Raw genomic sequence first — 17,930 nt, 5'->3', positions numbered from 1 at the left:
AAGTTGATTTTAGTATGAAGTATATTTTATAAATATTTTTATTATGGGATCACCTTTAGCACTAACCCCTTTTAGTATGTACATACCCGATTCGACATTAGTTATATCTATGCTTTTTGTTTCAGCAGTAAAGGTTTTCACAACCTTTCCTGTTAAATCTATAATTTTAGCATCATGTATTGTCTTATTAAATGAAATATTATCTTTTGCAGGGTTAGGATATAATCTAAAAGTATCTGATATACTTTTAAGGTCATTAATTCCTAAGGTTAGCGATGACTCATCTATGGAAACCTGAACCGTAATATTATTTACTGACCATTTATCGTTTGTTGCTGTAGAACCATTTTTGATTGTAAAACTCTCAATTTGCGCATCTGCTGCTTCTATTACTAAATCTACAACACTAGTTGGTTGACTTAGTTTACCCATTTGAAATTCTGATGATCCGTCAGCTGAGAACGTAAATCTATCACCCGAACTCTGAGCATTTACTATAGTTATTGATTTGAAAGTATCGATAGTAATATTTTCTGTTGTTAAGCCACTAGACCCAGATATACTTCCTACTCTAGCATTACTCATAGTTGCAGTAAATTGTTGTTCACCTGCGAATATTCTATCGCCTGAAGCATCGTTTGTTCCATCATCACTTATACCCCAACTTTTTGTAGTGGAGTTGCCGTTTGTATCACTTGTTCCTGAGACTATTACGGCATTTGGATAGGTTGTGAAATCACCATCAGGTGTTACCGTTATATCAATTTCAAAAGTGGCATCATAACCAGGAACTGTTGCAGTACCCGTCATGGTAACTGCTCCCGATGGATACGTGGTGTTTTCTGTAGCTTGTATTTGAACATCAATTATGATTGGTTCAGGCACAAATTCTTCATAAACGGCTAATTTCACCGTTCTGTTTCTTCCACTAGAAGCATCACTAACTCTTAAATCAAACTCATAATTTGTATCTGTCGTTTCATTAGGTGTACCACTCAAGGTCCAAACACCTGGTTCTGTTTCTGTAATCGTTAACCAAGTTGGGAAACTATTTTGAGCAATAAGCGATGTAATAACATTGCCTTCTGGATCCCAAAAATCAAATCCTTCTGTTAATGTATGTGCATATGGCATTCCTATGTATGCTTCAGCTAAAATAGTATATTGTCTTGACCAATTTGGTGCTCCAGGATATTGAAATTCTTTTAGGTTAATATCTGTAAGTTCAAACTGTGTTAGTGCATATGGTTGTAATGTAAGGACAGGCGAGTTTTCTAAGTTTGTTCTCACTAGCGGCGTTCCCCATGTTATGGAGCCTCCACTTATAAGCCCAGTAGTAGTCCATTCTACAAATTCCGCATCCGTTAAACATGGCGCGCTACCAGCATTCCAAGATGTTGTACTTTGTTTTGGAAAAAAATGGGAAACTACTTTATCATTCCAAGATCTTGATTCGCCTGCTTCTATAAAAGCATATCCATTATAAGTTCCCATCCATTCAATGATACCAAAATTATAACCATATAAAGGGTCTCTAGGTTCAACCATATTACCGGCGCCTCCAAAAGGGTGTCCAAAAGTATAATCGTCAAATAAGGTTGCTGTTGAAAACGGGTTTCCTTCTCTATCTCCAACACTATTATTAAATGATATCGCCGCGTTCGGATTCCCTGCATGACAAGCATCTGCAAAAGCTTGATAAATTCTCTGATCATTCAAAATTCCAGATGCAGGATCGTCGCCACACTCATTCTCCATAATATTATCTGCCGAGTCAAAACACCAAGCATCAACTAAATCTCCATAACGCATGGCATATTCTTTAAGAATAAACTCTGCATAGCAAAACATATATTTACGCCTGCCATCTCCACTGTGATACGTTTGGCTGTTAATAAAAGTTTGGGCCTCTGCATTAGTATCGCACCATGCCATCCAACGTGCTGATACATCCGGATAATCTGCTTGAACATTTTCTGGAAATCTTGCTAGTAAATTATATGAATTTACATATAGCTCTGTTCTTAATCCTGCGGCTCTAAGCGATTTAAGCCAAGTTAAAAGCGGATCGTCTACTGCTTCTCTAGGAACTGCCAAATTAATTGGATTGCCATTTGTATCGGTATCATTTTCCCATAAACTTTCAATTATAGGATGTGGAGCAACATGGATTGGAGAAAAAATGTTTGGGCTTGTTAGAGGTAACTGAACATAATCAATAGTTCTTAGGTAATTGATTTGAGTTATAAAATCATCAATTCGTATACCTTCTATATTGCCATTAAAATTACGCTCTGGCAGCCATAGCAAACCCAATGCACCACGCATCCATTCTGCTCTTAATCCTTGATTGGGATCAGGTACTTGGGCTTTAATATTAAAAATAGACAATAAAAAACATGCTATACATAATAGTAAAGTACGTTCTCTATTTTTAACATGTTTTATTTGTTTCCTTTTCATAGTACTAACAAATGGTAAAAATTATAGTATGGTAGATTTAGAACTTAGAATTTTAAATTATTTTATAATCAATCTACCAGTAGCTATGCCAACTTCAGACTGTATTTTAACGATGTATAATCCAGAAACAAGTCCAGACACTTCTAAAGCATCAGTAGCACTAAATGTTCTTACTGTTTTACCAGTAATATCAAAAAGTTGTAATGTTTCAAACGCTTTGCTTACTGTAAACGTGTTTTCTACTACTGTAGGGTAAATAGATAATGCACCTTTTTTAATAACATCGTTCACAGATAGTGAAAGGTCTTTTTTAAAAGTAAGCGCCCAGTTAGTACCAATAATTTGGTAAGCATCAGCAGCATCTGTAGTACCATTAGACATAGTAAAAGCAGTTACCCCTGTAGTACTCCCAACTGTGGTTTCTACTGCTGCTGCATTCGTATAGGGATCACCAAAAGTAATCGTTGGAGCTCTTGTTGCCGTTACACCTATGTTAAAATTACCAGGATTAGACCCTCCAACAATATCAAAAACTATTTGATCAAGAGCATTATTGGAATTAAAAAGAGTAATCCCAGTAAAATGTAAGTCTGAGATATCGGCTACTGTGTAAGATGTTGTACCAGGATCAAAATCAATAACTGTTAAATTACTAGTTTCAATACTTTCAACGTTGTCTCCTTCAATTCCAGCTCCATCAACTCCATATCTATTAGAACCATTACTCTCAATAAATGCTGAAGCACCTGATAAAGCTGAATTAGGAGTAAGAGTAGCTTGAATTTTAAATGTTGTTCCCTCTACACTTTGTACACCTGATTCAATTGTAATTGGTCCACCTGCATATACATTAGTGGTGATAGTTCTAATGTTGTCAGTTACAAGTACATCTTCCGTTTGAGCACTTACAAATGTAAAGCTCAAGGCCATAGCAAAAACTGCTAACCCGGTTTTAATTGTTTTCATTCTGTAATTTGTTTTCATAATGTAATTGTTTAAATAGTTAATAAAAATTTGTTAGTTGTACTTCAATATAAAGTCAACTGTTTTTTTGGTTATTACTTCTAGAGTTGGGTCAATGGGTCCTCCTGCTTTTCGCCAATTATGCCCTGCATTTTTTACTATAAATATTTCGACGTTAGCACCAATTTCATCTGCTTTCTTTTTTATGTGATACGCATGACCTACTGGAATAGTGGTATCATTATCAGCAGCCATCATGAACAATGGTGGACTTTCTTTTGTTAAATAAAGTATAGGACTCATCTCTTTGTACATAGCCTCCATTTTAGAAGGATTAGATTCTGTTTTTGTAATTCTAGAGCTAAATCTATCTGCTTCTTTCTTAGCATCATCCGTTTCAAATAATTCTTTTATTGTAAAATCAGAAGGTCCATACCATGAAACCCCTGCTATTACTTTGTATTGATTTCCATAAAGTTTTTTATCGCCTTTAAAGTCATCTGGATTAGCAAGCAATAGCATTTGTGCTATATGTCCTCCTGCCGAATCTCCTAAAACAAAAACTTGGTTAGCATCCAGTTTTAATGAATCGCTATTTTTAGAGAGATACCTTAATGCATCCATAGCATCAATAACACAATCACGCATCAATACAGATTTACTTCTTGTAAGTCTATAATTAATTGAAACTACTGCAAAGCCTTGTTCTACTAATTCTAAAAAAGGCTCTGCAACAGGAGATCTCACAATGTTTTCTTTACTGCCATTAAACCAACCGCCTCCGTGGGTGTAAAATACTATAGGGTATTTGTTGCCCTCTGATTTTTGTGAAGGATAATAAATATCCAAATACAAATCTTCTTCTTTTGTTGTTTTGTATTTTACATTAAGTTCAATATCTCCCTTAGTTTTCAGATATGGAATATCAAAATTTGAATATTCTTCAAGCGTAAGCTTCTTATTATTATCAGAATCATATTTTCTTAAAAGTTTCCAAATTTGGATGACCTCTGCTACTTCAAGAACGCCATTTTTATTATTATCCAGTTTTGAAAACTCTCTTTTGGCATCGACTCTAGTATCCGTTTGCAGGTCTTGAGCTTCTAATGTTCCAAGAAACAGAAAGCTTAAAGCGAGCAATGTTGAAACTCGATGATTTATTTTATTTGAAAATATGATTCTCATTATTTGAAATAATGTTTATGGTTAATTAAAAGTCTTATTATTATTTACACTTACTCCCAACTTCTTTAACAAAAGTCATCACCTCTTCTCTAGACTTACCTGTTAATTTGCCTAAATCAGCAAAATATTTACGATTAATTCCTCTAGTTTTTCCTTTAACCTCATCTTTAGTAATTTCTCCAGCTCTAACGCCTTTCTTAATTGAAGCACGTTCTTTAGAAGCCTGTACTAAAAGTTCATTTAATTCAATTTTTTTATCATCAGATAAGTCAAATGTTTTGGCAGCTTCTGTTAAATAACAATCGTTATTGGCAGCTTTACCTTTTTTCTTTTGCGCTGTTACAGATAGTGTTATTAACATTACTGATAGTACTACGATAATTTTTTTCATCTTTTTAATTGTTTAATTGTTTAATTGTTTAGCTTAATTATTTTTTTCAACATTTACATAAAATGCATTTGTTAAAGTTCCATTTTCTAGCTCGAACCAAGCTAATAATTCTGTCTGTCCTTTTTCAAGAGTTAATTGTAAATCAGTAGATTGTGAAGCATTATCAACATCAACTGAAACTTCTTGATTTCCAATCTTTACGAAGGCTTTTTTAAATCGCATTGCCTTTCCTACAATAATAGCATCTGTAGTTTCTGTGGCTGGTCTGTCATCTAAGATTTCAGCTCCTAATGACATTTTACTTTCTGATGGCCAACGTCTTAATTTGAAGGTGTACTTACCTGGTTTGACAAAATTCACGAAAAACGATGCCGGTTTCATGGGCTCTCCATTTCTTATCATTTGTTGATTCCAAGGTGGATAATAATCTACAGTTCTTGCATCATGACAAGTAATCACTTCTTCTTCATCAACACCTAAATCAATAGTTGAATATTTGACTTCTTTGATAACACTTTCCCACCAAGTTTCATAAAAGGCATTCATATTTGAAACTCTATCCGGATGTTGTTCTGCGATGTTCATGGTTTGTCCTGGATCATTACTTAAATTGTATAATTCATCCCCATTCATTAATCTCCATTCGCCATCCATTACACAACTATTTTTTCCTTTTTCGGGCCAAGCAATACGTTGTGTATCTGTTACTAAATAGCGATCCTCTATTTTGGATGCACCTATTAAATATGAGCTAATATCAGTACCATCCATAACTTTATCTGAAGCAAAATCAATTCCTGCTAATGATGTTAATGTTGGTAATAGATCTACATGGGCAGTTAAGTCTGAAAGTGATTTTCCGGCTTCCAATTTTCCATTAGGCCACCTGATTATAAAAGGTACTCTATGTCCACCTTCATATTCGCTAGCTTTTGTACCCCGCATTCCTGCATTGTATCCATGGACTGCTCCCGTTTCTTCATCTACTTTATATCCATTAGAAGTTCCATTATCTGTAGTAAAAATGACAATGGTATTGTCTGCTATTTTTAACTCTTCTAATTTATTCAACAGTCTGTCAAAATTATCATCCACATTAGTTATCATACCATAAAAACGTTTTTGAGTTTCTAATAAACTTTCTTCGTCTTTATAAAGATCATAATATTCTTGAGGCACATTGAAAGGAGAATGAGGCGCATTTAAACTTAAATAACACAAAAACGGATTGTCCTTTTTGTTTTCAATAAATTTGATGGCTTCATTAAACCAAACATCAGTACAGTATCCTTCTACTTTTTCAGGCGTTCCATTTCTATAATAAGTGTCATCAAAATAATCGTTGTTCCAATAATCTGGTGTTTGACCAACACCTCCACCACCATGGTAAAAGGTTTCTTCAAAACCGCGATCTTGTGGAGCGAACGGGTGGTTGTCTCCTAAATGCCATTTACCAAACATGCCAGTTTTATAACCATTTTCTTTAAATACATCGGCAATAGTTACTTCTTCTCTGTTTAACATAGAAGCTCCCATTATGGTATGCCAAACCCCATTTCTATTACAATTTCTACCAGTTAACAATCCTGCTCTTGTAGGCGCACAAGTTGTACCCACATGATAGTTTGTTAAGCTTACCCCTTGCGTTGCAAACTTATCAATAGTAGGAGTTTTAATAATTGTGTTTCCATTATGAGCGACATCTCCATAACCTTGATCATCGGTAATTACAATTAGAATATTTGGTTGCTCATTAACTTCCTCTTTTTTTTCGGATTTACACGAAATCGTTATAGTAATTATAGCAATTAGCGTTATGTATTTGAATAGGTTTGTCATAGTTTTAGTTATCGGTCTGTATATATTTTTTTTTAAGATAAGAGCTAAAACAACTAAGCTCTTATCTTAAAAATGATTGAATTAAATTATTCCCATAATGGATTTTGAGTCAAGGCACCACCTATATCTTTACTTTGCAATACTTCATTAAGCGGTATTGGTAAAACCAGATATTGTCCATCTTTTCCAGCTAAAATTATGTCGGCCTCAGCTTGCGCACGTGCTATAGCCTCTGCAGGAGCTCCCGCATCTGTTTCTGCAGCTGGCATACCAATAATTATTGATTCTAATATTCCCCAACGGACAAGATCTTTTTTACGGCCCCAAAATCCTTCAGTAACCAATTCCCAACCACGTTCATTTCGGATGTCTTCAATTGTAATAGCGGTATATGGCGCTAAGCCGGTCCTAGCTGTGCTTCTTACTTTATTGATAGCTGCAAGCGCCGCAGTAGTAGATCCTCCTATCATAAATTCAGCTTCTGCAAGTAATAAATAAGCATCTGCTAATAAAAATATACGATCTGGATTACTTCCATTTCCGTTTGGCTCATTAAATGACATCAACGGATCACTTACTGGTACTGGAGCGCGTTGTACCTTAGGAACATATACCCAATTAAACACTGCTGTTGTTGTACCATTTTGTTGTAACTGGCTATCCCAAACGTTATATAATTTTCTTTTATCATTAGCATTAAAGGTGTTGGCAAAACTTTTTCTTAAACAAAGTGCCGAAGATCCTTGAAGGACACCTAATTGATCCATAGCAGTTCTCGTAGGGCCATTCTCTGCTGGTCTATTCCAATGAGCCGGATTTGCATTTGAGCCTTTTATGTCTGCTAATAATTGCTTACCAAAAATAATCTCGTTATGTAATTCCTTACCTTCTCGATACATTTCAGCATAATCATTACTTAATTGATGTGGAGAATTGGCAGTTACTTCAATTAGCTCTGTACGCGCCTTTGCCCATTCCGTTTGATCATATTGAGCAAGCCAAACATGACAATGCGCTTTTAACATGCGTGCTGCCCAAACTGTAGGCCTTCCTTCATTTTCATTCCATTTTTTTGTGGACAAATAGCCCGATGCAATTGCCTGTTCTAAATCTGCAATTATACCATTAAGTATGACTTTCGAATCCGTTTTACCTAACAATGATACTGCTTCAATATCATTCAACTCATCTCTCCAATATGGTACATCTCCAAATTGAGTAACAAGATTTAAATAGACAAATGCCCTAAAGAAAAGTGTTTGAGCAATGGCATTACCTTTTACTGCATCAGACAAAGAAGATCTTTCAATACTAGCCAAAACTAAATTGGCATCTCTAACTACTGTATAATATCCGCTCCAAGTATTTGCTACACGGCCATCATCGGGCGCATATTCAAAAGCACCAAATCTAGCTGCTGCCGACAATGGTTGTCTACCACACACGCCAACATCGGTTCCCAAATGATCAAGAAATCCTGCACTACCAACATTATCATTTAAATTATTTAAGGCTAAAGTGGCTTCTTCTGCATTTTTAAAAAAAGTATCTGGAGTCAGTAAACCTCTTGCGTCTTCATCTAAAAGGCTGTTACAACTCGTTATGCTACCACATAAAATGGTAACAAAAGCTATAATTATATATTTATACTTATTTTTCATTATCTTATTTTTTAACAATTAAACTTGATTTAAAATGTAACATCAATTCCAAAAAGGATTGATCTATTTTTAGGGTATGCAATACCATCAAACCCACGTTCAAGGCCAGTTCCGGTATTTACATCAGGGTCAAAACCTAGGTAATCGTCTGATTTTACTAACAACAAGTTTGTACCTGTAATATACGTTCTAAATTTACCAATGCCTTTAATTAAATTTTTAGGAAGGGTATACCCTAATTGCAAAGTACCAAGTCTTAAATAACTAGCATCCTGAATATATAAACTACTAGAACGATCATAGGAATAGCTGCTAAAACCAGGATATAGCGCATTATCGGTGTTTTGCGGCGTCCACATATTGTTTCGAATTAAAGCAAAACTATTCGTTGATGATTCAATGGCTCTAAAAAACTCTTCATTGTAATTTTCATTCCCTACACTAAATGTAAAGAATGCCGATAAATCGAAGTTTTTGTATTTAAAGTTGGTTTGAAATCCTCCATAAAAATCAGGATTAGCATCTCCTATAATGGTGTCGTCAAACTCTGCAGTGTACTGTCCATCTGGCTCCCCATTTGGCCCACTAATATCCCTAAAAATAGCCTCGCCCGTTGCTGGATCGAAACCATCATAAATGGCTCCCACAAAAACTCCAAAAGGCTGCCCTACTCTTAATTCACTATTACGATCATTCGCTGGAGCAGTTAATCTATTGGTTTCTATAAACGTGCTCTGCCCTAAACTAAGCACTTCATTTTTATATTTAGAAATTGTAAGAGAAGCATCCCATTTAAAATCGTCTGTTCTAACAAAAACGCCATTTAACGTTACATCAATTCCTTTGTTTTCAACCGCTCCAATATTTGTTAATTGGCTACCAAAACCAGTAAAACCAAGTTGTGGTTCATTCAATAATAAATCCTTTGTTTTTTTATAATATAGGTCTACCTCGGCAGAAAATCGAGAATTAAACATAGAAAACTCTAATCCTAAATCATACTGATCTGTGGTCTCCCAACCAAGATCCGGTTTTGCCAATTGTCCTTGAGTGATTCCAGGAACGGTTACGCCATCCACAATTATGGTGTTATTTATAATATTAAAGTTTGCAATTGTTACAAACGGATTTGCTCCCTGATTTCCTGTTTGCCCATAACTCATTCTTATCTTTAAGTTATCAATCACGTCTATATTCTGCATAAATGGTTCTTCTTTTACTTTCCAAGCAAGCCCGACAGATGGAAAGTTTTTCCATCTGTTATTAATTCCTAATCGTGATGACCCATCTCTTCTAATAGAAGCAGTAAGCAAGTATTTATCTTTGTACCCATATTGTACCCTTCCTAATAAACCTATTAAATGATCTTCGGTATAACCTGAAGATATCGATACACTTTCTGCAGGTGCCAACTGAACGGCATTAACGCCTACTCCATCACTAGGTATATCGCCAGCATTAGTTTGAGAAGTTTCTCTACTATGGGTCTGGAACGTAACAGCTCCTAAAAGATTTAATGAATGATTACCAAATGTTTCTGTATAGTTAAGGGTATTTTCATTTAAGAAATCTGCATCGTAAAATGTGTTAATTATAGCCGAAGCCAATTGATTGTTACGGATTTTGGAAGGATTTGTAGAAGGTATAAACCTGTGGCGTTTGCTATAAAGGAAGTCTCCAGCAAACGTTGACTTTAGTATAAGATTGTCCAAAATAGATGCTTGTACATAAGTATTAATAAAGATTTTATCAAGAGTAGTATCGTCTTGATTCAATTCGGCATCTGCTAACAAATGGTCTGTTTGATTGCCCAAAAGAGGGTTATCACCAATGAAATAATTTCCCTCGTCATCGTAAATAGGTTTTGATGGATCTGCTCTTAACAATTGTTGAAAATTAACATCATTATTGTCTCTATCGGTTCTGGAAAGTGCGAGGTTAACCCCTGCCTTAAAGACTTTTGATATTTTTGTGTCGATATTAGTACGTAAACTATACCTTTTAAAATCCGAGCCCTTTACGATACCTTCTTGATTTAGAAATCCAGTTGATAGGAAATATTGTGTATTATCACTACCACCACTTACAGATAACTGATAGTCGGACATTTGAGCTGGCCCAGTCATTACCTCTTGCCAATTAGTTTCAGTTCCTGGAAGGTTATTCAAATCCCAAGGTAAATTATTTTGATCTGGAGCAAGGTTATTAAACCATGTAGCTAGCTCACGACTTGATAGCACATCTATCTGATCTGGTATCGTTTGAACCCCACTAGATGCTTTAAAGTTCACAACAGGCTTACCTATTTTTCCTTTTTTCGTAGTAATTAAAATCACCCCATTCGTTCCTCTTGCACCATATATTGCCGTAGAGGAAGCATCTTTTAATATTTGCATGGATTCTATGTCATTAGGATTCAAAGATGAAATATTTCCAGCTCCAACAAATCCATCAACAACATATAATGGTGCATTTCCGCCAGTTATAGAGTTCCCACCACGAATTATAATATCGGGTGCCGAACCTGGTGCGCCTCCACTAGATACTACCTGAACTCCTGATGCCCTTCCTTGAAGTGCATCTTGTACGCTTGCCACTGGAGCCATTAAGGCTTCCTCTGCTTTAATGACAGATACAGAACCTGTTAAATCTTTTTTCTTGACCGTTCCATAACCAATAATAACAACTTCATCAAGAGCTTCAAGGTCTTCTTTCAATGTAATATTGATTGTGTTTTTACCCTGAACTGATATTTCCTGATTCAAAAAACCAACATAGGAAATTTTCAATATGGAATTTTGATTTGCAACACTAATTGAGAAATTACCATCAAAATCTGTCAGTGAACCATTAGAGGCACCCTTTTCAAGTATGTTTGCACCGGCGAGGGGTTGACCAGTGCCATCTGTTACTTTACCTGTAATTGTCTTGTTTTGAGAAAAGACAGATATGGATATAGTAACCATAAAAGCAAAAAATAGGTTTTTCATAATTAGTTTAGTTTAGTTAAAATTTTAGTTTTATGTTTGCTCTTGTTATTATAATTATTGTATAGGTTTAATAGTTACTGACTTTAAGCTTGATGTTTCTGGATTACCTTCAACCAATGACACTGAAATAGTATGTTTTCCTGCGGTTTTAAATTCCAAAATTCCCATGGGATACTCTTGATATTTTTCTGTGGCAGCCTGTTGATTTTGAACCATTACGCCCTCATCGGTAGTAGTTTTCCAAACTAGACGACCTTCTCCTTTATAATTTAAATCTAAATAGTAATATCCTGGCTCTAACACATTAATAGTCCAAACGGCTTTACTATTTTCTTTCCAATTACTTATTTGGCTAGTTCTCTTCCATTCTCCAAATTTCTCCATCCATCTAATGGATTCTTTATTTGCTTTAAAAACTTCAGCAAACTCTGTTAAAAATTCCGATTCAATATTTGGATAAACTCCAAGATTATTATCCACTTGAATGTTTTTAACATCATTTTTCAGTTTAACTTCTATAACCGAAACTGGTGAGTCTGGCGTTTTATAAGGGACATCGAATACCACCCAATTATTTTTATTTTCATATTTGAGCTTTTCAGAATTATCTATTCCCAATATTTTTGCTGAGATAATTTCGCTCTCCAAACCTGGCAAATAAAGTTTTCCATCTTGTGGCCAATTAAATACCGAAAGAAATAATGAGTTATCTTTTGTAGTAACATCTCCCCAAGGTAATGCATGACCCCAAGGTGAACTTCCTGCATCATAAATTACTTGTGGATATTTCGCAATCCATTTACCAGCTTCTTCCAAAAATTGAGCACCAATTTCTGGAACCTTTCCATTTCCATCTGGACCTATGTTAAACAAATAGCTTCCTCCTCGACCAACCGTAGAAACTAACCTATGTAGAATCTCTTTTGGTCCTTTGAAATTATTATCATACCAAGCGTAAGACCATGAATCATTATTGGTATCGCAACTTTCCCATAACGCATCTAAGTTTTTGGCAGGCACTTCCATATCTCCATGGCTTATATAGTCTCCAAGTCCGTAACCTACACGACTACAAAGCATGGTATTGGGCTGTAGCTCCCTTACTAAATCTGCTAATTCAATTACATATTCTTTTTTCATTCCACCAGGTGTATCAAACCAAATGAAATCTATATTTCCATAATTAGTACAAATTTCTCTTACTTGCGGTTTACATTTTTCATAGAAATATTCTTCAAAGCTAGCTGTAGTTCCATCTTCATGAAGTTTAGGTCCATTCCCACCACCTGGTGTTGTCCAATCTTGATTGTGTGAGTAATAAAACCCGAATCCTAAACCCAAATCATGACAGGCTTGTGATAATTCTTTCATTGGATCACGTTTAAATGGCGTGGCATCTACAATGTTAAAATCGCTTACTTCAGAATCAAACATAGCGAAACCCTCGTGATGTTTACTGGTAATGATTATGTATTTCATCCCAGCATCTTTTGCTAATTTTGCTATAGATTTAGCATCAAATTCTGAAGGGTTAAAATCTTCAGCTACTTTCATGTATTCTTTTGGAGGAATATTAGCCACTCTAGGATTCATAAGCCACTCACCAATGCCATAATATGTTTTGCCCTTCCATTTTCCAGCTAAGTCTGAAAACAAACCCCAATGGATAAACATGCCAAAATTGCTTTGATCAAAAAACTTACCTCTTCCTTCTCTTAAATTAGAATTTAACACAGAAGCTTCGCCCCACATTTTATCCATACTTTCTTGATCATCTTTTTTTTCTTGTGAAAAAACATGTAGCGTTAAAAACAATGAAAGAAATAGTGTCGAAAAGGATTTTAATTTTAGCATATAGATTAATTTTATAAGGACTATTCGTCCTTTCTTTAAAAACAAATTATGCTATAACTACTAAAATACCCGAATGGGAATTCTTAAAATATCCAGTTAAAGATTAATCTTTAATCAGGATTATAAACCGATACACCTATTTTCAATTTTAGGATTAATTCTCTAATGTTCAGTATAAAATAAGCAAAAGGAACAGGTTTAAAGTGGTGTATGATTTAGTTCAGTTATAGTTTAACAAATATGCAAAGACAATAACAGACCCATTTACTCGTATCACGCTTTTTGTTTGGGCGATTCACGCAAGTGGATTTGAGCAACATTAAACCTTTATTTTAAAGAGTTAACAGATGCTTGTTGCTCAAATCGATCATTGTTTTTTTATGAATTCTGATGGGGATACGCCATGAATTTTTTTGAATATAGAAGAATAATAAGACTTAGACTCTATGCCAATTTCATACATAACATCAGAAGCAGATAGGTTTTTATTGGCAGTTAATAATTCCGCAGCTTTTTGCAAACGGAAATTCCTAAGGTATGCATTTGGAGCTTGTCCAGTAAGTTCTTTAAGCCTTCTGTAAAAATGAGAGGTACTCATATTGATTTCAGAAGCTAACTCCTCAACCCCAAACTTAGAGTTTGACATATTTTTATCAATCGAGCTATTTATTTGCTCTAAAAATCCCTTATCCCTGGCAGAAGTTATTAAAGCATCTTTAGGCAAAGAGCTATACATGGTATAATGCTCAAAAATACGTTGTTTGTTTTCAATGAGTGTTTTCACCCTAACTTCTAAATACTTTATTGAAAAAGGTTTGGTTATATAATCATCAGCTCCTAATTCCAAACCTTCAATTTTCTTAATATCATCATTTTTTGCTGTTAATAGTATGACAGGGATATGACAAAATTCCGTGCTGGTCTTTATTTTTTCACATAGCTCATAGCCATTAATTTTTGGCATCATAACATCACTGATGACTAGTTGAGGTATATTTTCATTTAACTTTCTTAATCCTTCCTCCCCGTCTACCGCAAGTATGACATTATACTTGCTTTTAAAAGCTTCGTAGAGAAAAGAGCGCACATCTTGTTCATCATCAACTACCAAAATGGTTGGACGCACTTTATCCAAAGCATCATCTATAACACTCTCTAATTCGACAGGTAACCAATCTGTTACCAACTTTTGATAGGTGTTCAACGTCACTTCTTCAAAATAATCTCCTTTATCAACAATAGGAAGAGTAATTCTAAAAACAGTTTTCTTGTCAAGTTCACTTTCAACTGTAATTGTACCCTCCATTAATTCTATCAATGATTTACAGAGTGCTAAACCAATCCCTGTGCCACTCCAGTCATTTCTTTCATCAACGCCCCTATAATAACGATCGAATACTCTATCAATTTTTTCTTGAGGGATACCATCGCTGGTATTTGTTACTTGAATAAAAAGGGATTCATTTTCATTATTATTGGTAAACCCAGCTTCAATGCTTACTTCTTTATTTAAATTGGAATATTTAACAGCATTGGAAAACAAATTTAAAAGGATGCGTTCCGTTTTATCTATATCCAATGAAATGAGCTTATTAGGTTCATCAACTTTATAATAAAAATTTAGAAGTCCTTTTTCGGAATATTCTTCAAAAGCCTCTATCAAAGGATAAATAAAATTTCCTAAAGTGATTTTTGAATAGTTTAATTCAAGATGACCGGTTTCAACTTTTCTATAGGAAACCAGTTGATCGATTAGGCGATGTAGCCTTGAAATGTTATTTTGAATAATCGAAAAGTACTTTTGATTTCCTGTGTCTTTATTTTGTTCAGCAATTTTTTCCAAAGGCCCAATAATTAATGAAAGTGGTGTTTTAAAGTCATGGGATATATTGGTGAAAAATCGCAATTTTGCTTGGTTCATACCCTGAACTCTTTCTTTATCCAATTGCTCGAACTTCAGTTTTTGATTTAATTTTTCTAACCTAACCAAATATTTAAATATCCCGTAAGTGATAAATGCAACTAAAACCACCCATAGTGCTATACTCCACCACCGTAAATACCACGGGGCTAAAACCCGTATGGTGAAATTCTCTGTTTCTGTTGTCCAAATATCATCACCGTTAGCTCCTTTATAGACAAAATTATAAGTACCCGAACTTAAATTTGTATATGTAGCGGTTGTTTTTCCTCCGTCAATTTCAATCCATTCTTTATTTACCCCTTCCAGCTTATAGGCCAACTTGTTTTTGTTAGGAGTTGCACTATGTTGCACAATGATATCAAGTGATATATTTCTGTTTTTATGGTCTAACACTATTGATTTTGTATCGGAAATAGAACGCTCAAGAATAACTTTATCATTAATTTTTTTACCGGCTACAATAGGCTGATTATTTATTTTTAATCGAGAGATTAATATCTTTGGGGTAATCTCATTTTTTTTAATTTCTTTTGGATCAAAAATTGTTAAACCACCAACTCCCCCCATTAACATGATTCCTCCTTTAGTTTTTAAAAAAGCAGATTGTCGAAAATTATTGCTTAAAAGCCCATTGTTAACATCATAAAAATCAAATGTTTCTGCCTTGGTGTCAAAACAACAAATCCCCATATCGGTACTCAACCACAATTGTTCTTTATCATCTTCTAATATACCATAAATAGCCTCGTCACGAAGCCCATCTACTCTGTGATAACTTTTTATTTGTACCGGTTCTCCTAAGTTATTTAATTGAACTTTCATTAAACCGCCACCAAATGTTCCCAACCAAATATCTTTATTTGAACTTGCGTGTATAGAAAAAACACGGTTATGGCTAAGTTTTAATTCCTTAAATTCTGAACTTGTTGTTAAGTGGTTTTTTATCAGCCATCTACCATTCTTATAAACAATTCTATAGACCCCATTCGAAGAGGCAAACCAATAGTTCCCAAAACTATCTTTTACATAATCAATGATCTGGGCGTCTTTTATCAAATCATGTAATTCTTGGTTGATTCCTACCGGTTTGTCGTTTAAAATATCATTCCAAGGATCGTTTATTATGGAAATATGAGACCCACCCAATATGATTTGATCAGTGTTTATTTGCGCTATGACACGATTAAATATATGATCAACTAAATCGTCTTTAACTTTAAAACGAACCTGTTTAAGTTTATCCTTTTGCTCATCATACAAATAAACACCTTCATCGGTACCGATCCACCAATACCCCTTAAAATCTTGATAAAGCCTTAAAACCCATTGATTATCTAATTTCTTTAATTGTTCTTCGAGCCTTTCAATAACTACTAAATTACCAGAATTGAGTTTTAATTTTTCTTTTGTTCTACTTATCGAACTTTCAAAAAAAGAAATCCAAATTCGTCCATTATTATCTTCTGTTAAATCAGTAATTAGATTACTTGATAAGGAAGTATCGTCATACGCATTATGAGCATAATTTTGAAAGGGTTTTTGGTTTTTATCAAATTTACACATGCCTCCGTGCGCCGTTCCTATCCATAATACCCCAAAATCATCTTCATAAAAACAATTAATTCGATTACTCGTTAATCCATTATTATATTTTGAATCGTGCGTAAAAGACGTAAACTCAGAATTATCTAAATCATATTTAATCACACCATTCTTCTTCGTTCCAATCCATAATTTCTTTTCTTTATCCAGATAAAGCGATAAAATCTCACAAGGTTGGTTGAAATGACCATTTTCCGAATTAAAATATCCTCCGAGTGTAATTAACCTGCTATTTTCGTAAAAAGTATGATAGAGTCCAGAATTGGTTCCTATCCATAATGAATTATCAATCTTTAATATATTTTTAATATAATCAATACCAGAGTCTAACTTTAGCTCCATGATGCCAATTGAAAAATTTGATTTTTCATTAAAATCTACTTTATACAATTTGTGGTATGTAGAGACTAGCAACTCCGAATCTGAAAGAAATGCGATATCAGTTATTAACTGACCTTCCAATGCCTTTTTAAAATTTATTTCTGCTATTTTATCAATCTTATCTAATTTATTATTAGCCGAATAATATATATCGAGTTTATGATGATTTCCGACCCAAATCCGTTTTTTAGAATCCTCTTTTATAAAAACTACTCTTTCGATGGAATTTTGAATGGGTATAAATTTCTCCTTATCAGTTAAATAAACACACAATCCACCTCTTGTGCCAACCCAAAGCCGTCCATTAGAATCACTTAAAAGATTTGAAACAAAGTTGTTAGGGAGAGATTCATTATTCTCTTGATTGTAGTAATGGTAATCAAATGAGTATCCATCGTACTTTACCAAGCCATTTGGGGTGGCAATCCACAAATATCCATTAGAATCTGAAACAATTGCATTGACTGTATTTTGGTAAAATCCCTGCTCATTTTTAAAGCTCTCTATACGTTGATTACTTGGTTTAACATTTTCTGGTTGAGCATAAATAAAGCTAACGCAAAAAAATATTAACAGATGAATTATATATACTTTCATAAGTATTTAAAAATAACTTTTAAATAAAAAAATAGCGTCTAGTTTTCGTAAATTCTAAGCAAAATACTTTAATTAAATAA

At 34.2% G+C, this 17,930-nt stretch carries 9 protein-coding genes; all 9 read right to left on the bottom strand.

The window, feature by feature from the left end; all coding sequences use genetic code 11:
• Nucleotides 1-9 precede the first annotated feature (9 nt).
• A complete protein-coding gene (locus tag Q5N74_RS09625; RefSeq protein ID WP_304388574.1) occupies nt 10-2,463 on the bottom strand; it encodes a T9SS type A sorting domain-containing protein in 2,454 nt (817 codons plus the stop codon).
• Nucleotides 2,464-2,520: 57 nt separating this feature from the next.
• Entirely contained in the window at nt 2,521-3,447 is a 927-nt protein-coding gene (locus Q5N74_RS09620; protein WP_304388573.1) for a T9SS type A sorting domain-containing protein, read from the bottom strand.
• Nucleotides 3,448-3,480: 33 nt separating this feature from the next.
• Nucleotides 3,481-4,611 (bottom strand): alpha/beta hydrolase fold domain-containing protein, encoded by a 1,131-nt coding sequence (locus Q5N74_RS09615; RefSeq protein WP_304388572.1) that lies wholly within the window; start codon nt 4,609-4,611, stop codon nt 3,481-3,483.
• A 40-nt stretch (nt 4,612-4,651) separates the two neighbouring features.
• Nucleotides 4,652-5,002: a hypothetical protein gene (locus tag Q5N74_RS09610; RefSeq protein ID WP_304388571.1), complete on the bottom strand. Its 351-nt coding sequence runs from the start codon at nt 5,000-5,002 to the stop codon at nt 4,652-4,654.
• Between the two features lie 33 nt (nt 5,003-5,035).
• Nucleotides 5,036-6,841 (bottom strand): arylsulfatase, encoded by a 1,806-nt coding sequence (locus Q5N74_RS09605; protein ID WP_304388570.1) that lies wholly within the window; start codon nt 6,839-6,841, stop codon nt 5,036-5,038.
• A gap of 86 nt (nt 6,842-6,927) precedes the next feature.
• Nucleotides 6,928-8,502 (bottom strand): RagB/SusD family nutrient uptake outer membrane protein, encoded by a 1,575-nt coding sequence (locus Q5N74_RS09600; RefSeq protein WP_304388569.1) that lies wholly within the window; start codon nt 8,500-8,502, stop codon nt 6,928-6,930.
• A 29-nt stretch (nt 8,503-8,531) separates the two neighbouring features.
• On the bottom strand, nt 8,532-11,492 hold the full coding sequence (locus Q5N74_RS09595) for a TonB-dependent receptor (protein ID WP_304388568.1): 2,961 nt from the start codon (nt 11,490-11,492) through the stop codon (nt 8,532-8,534).
• Between the two features lie 54 nt (nt 11,493-11,546).
• Nucleotides 11,547-13,346 (bottom strand): alpha-L-fucosidase, encoded by a 1,800-nt coding sequence (locus tag Q5N74_RS09590; RefSeq protein ID WP_304388567.1) that lies wholly within the window; start codon nt 13,344-13,346, stop codon nt 11,547-11,549.
• 367 nt (nt 13,347-13,713) lie between these two features.
• Nucleotides 13,714-17,850, bottom strand: a complete 4,137-nt coding sequence (locus Q5N74_RS09585) for a two-component regulator propeller domain-containing protein (RefSeq protein WP_304388566.1) — start codon at nt 17,848-17,850, stop codon at nt 13,714-13,716.
• Nucleotides 17,851-17,930 lie beyond the last annotated feature (80 nt).

Origin of the sequence: Mariniflexile sp. AS56 (genome assembly GCF_030552475.1) — a bacterium.
Taxonomy (GTDB): Bacteria; Bacteroidota; Bacteroidia; order Flavobacteriales; family Flavobacteriaceae; genus Mariniflexile.
The sequence above is the reverse complement of the archived record's forward strand: the minus strand, read 5'-3'. Positions and strand labels throughout refer to the sequence as shown.

Excerpts from the sequence above, each read along its gene's own strand:
- Q5N74_RS09625 (WP_304388574.1), bottom strand. The coding sequence starts at position 2,463 with ATGAAAAGGAAACAAATAAAACATGTTAAAAATAGAGAACGTACTTTA.
- Q5N74_RS09620 (WP_304388573.1), bottom strand. The coding sequence starts at position 3,447 with ATGAAAACAAATTACAGAATGAAAACAATTAAAACCGGGTTAGCAGTT.
- Q5N74_RS09615 (WP_304388572.1), bottom strand. The coding sequence starts at position 4,611 with ATGAGAATCATATTTTCAAATAAAATAAATCATCGAGTTTCAACATTG.
- Q5N74_RS09610 (WP_304388571.1), bottom strand. The coding sequence starts at position 5,002 with ATGAAAAAAATTATCGTAGTACTATCAGTAATGTTAATAACACTATCT.
- Q5N74_RS09605 (WP_304388570.1), bottom strand. The coding sequence starts at position 6,841 with ATGACAAACCTATTCAAATACATAACGCTAATTGCTATAATTACTATA.
- Q5N74_RS09600 (WP_304388569.1), bottom strand. The coding sequence starts at position 8,502 with ATGAAAAATAAGTATAAATATATAATTATAGCTTTTGTTACCATTTTA.
- Q5N74_RS09595 (WP_304388568.1), bottom strand. The coding sequence starts at position 11,492 with ATGAAAAACCTATTTTTTGCTTTTATGGTTACTATATCCATATCTGTC.
- Q5N74_RS09590 (WP_304388567.1), bottom strand. The coding sequence starts at position 13,346 with ATGCTAAAATTAAAATCCTTTTCGACACTATTTCTTTCATTGTTTTTA.
- Q5N74_RS09585 (WP_304388566.1), bottom strand. The coding sequence starts at position 17,850 with ATGAAAGTATATATAATTCATCTGTTAATATTTTTTTGCGTTAGCTTT.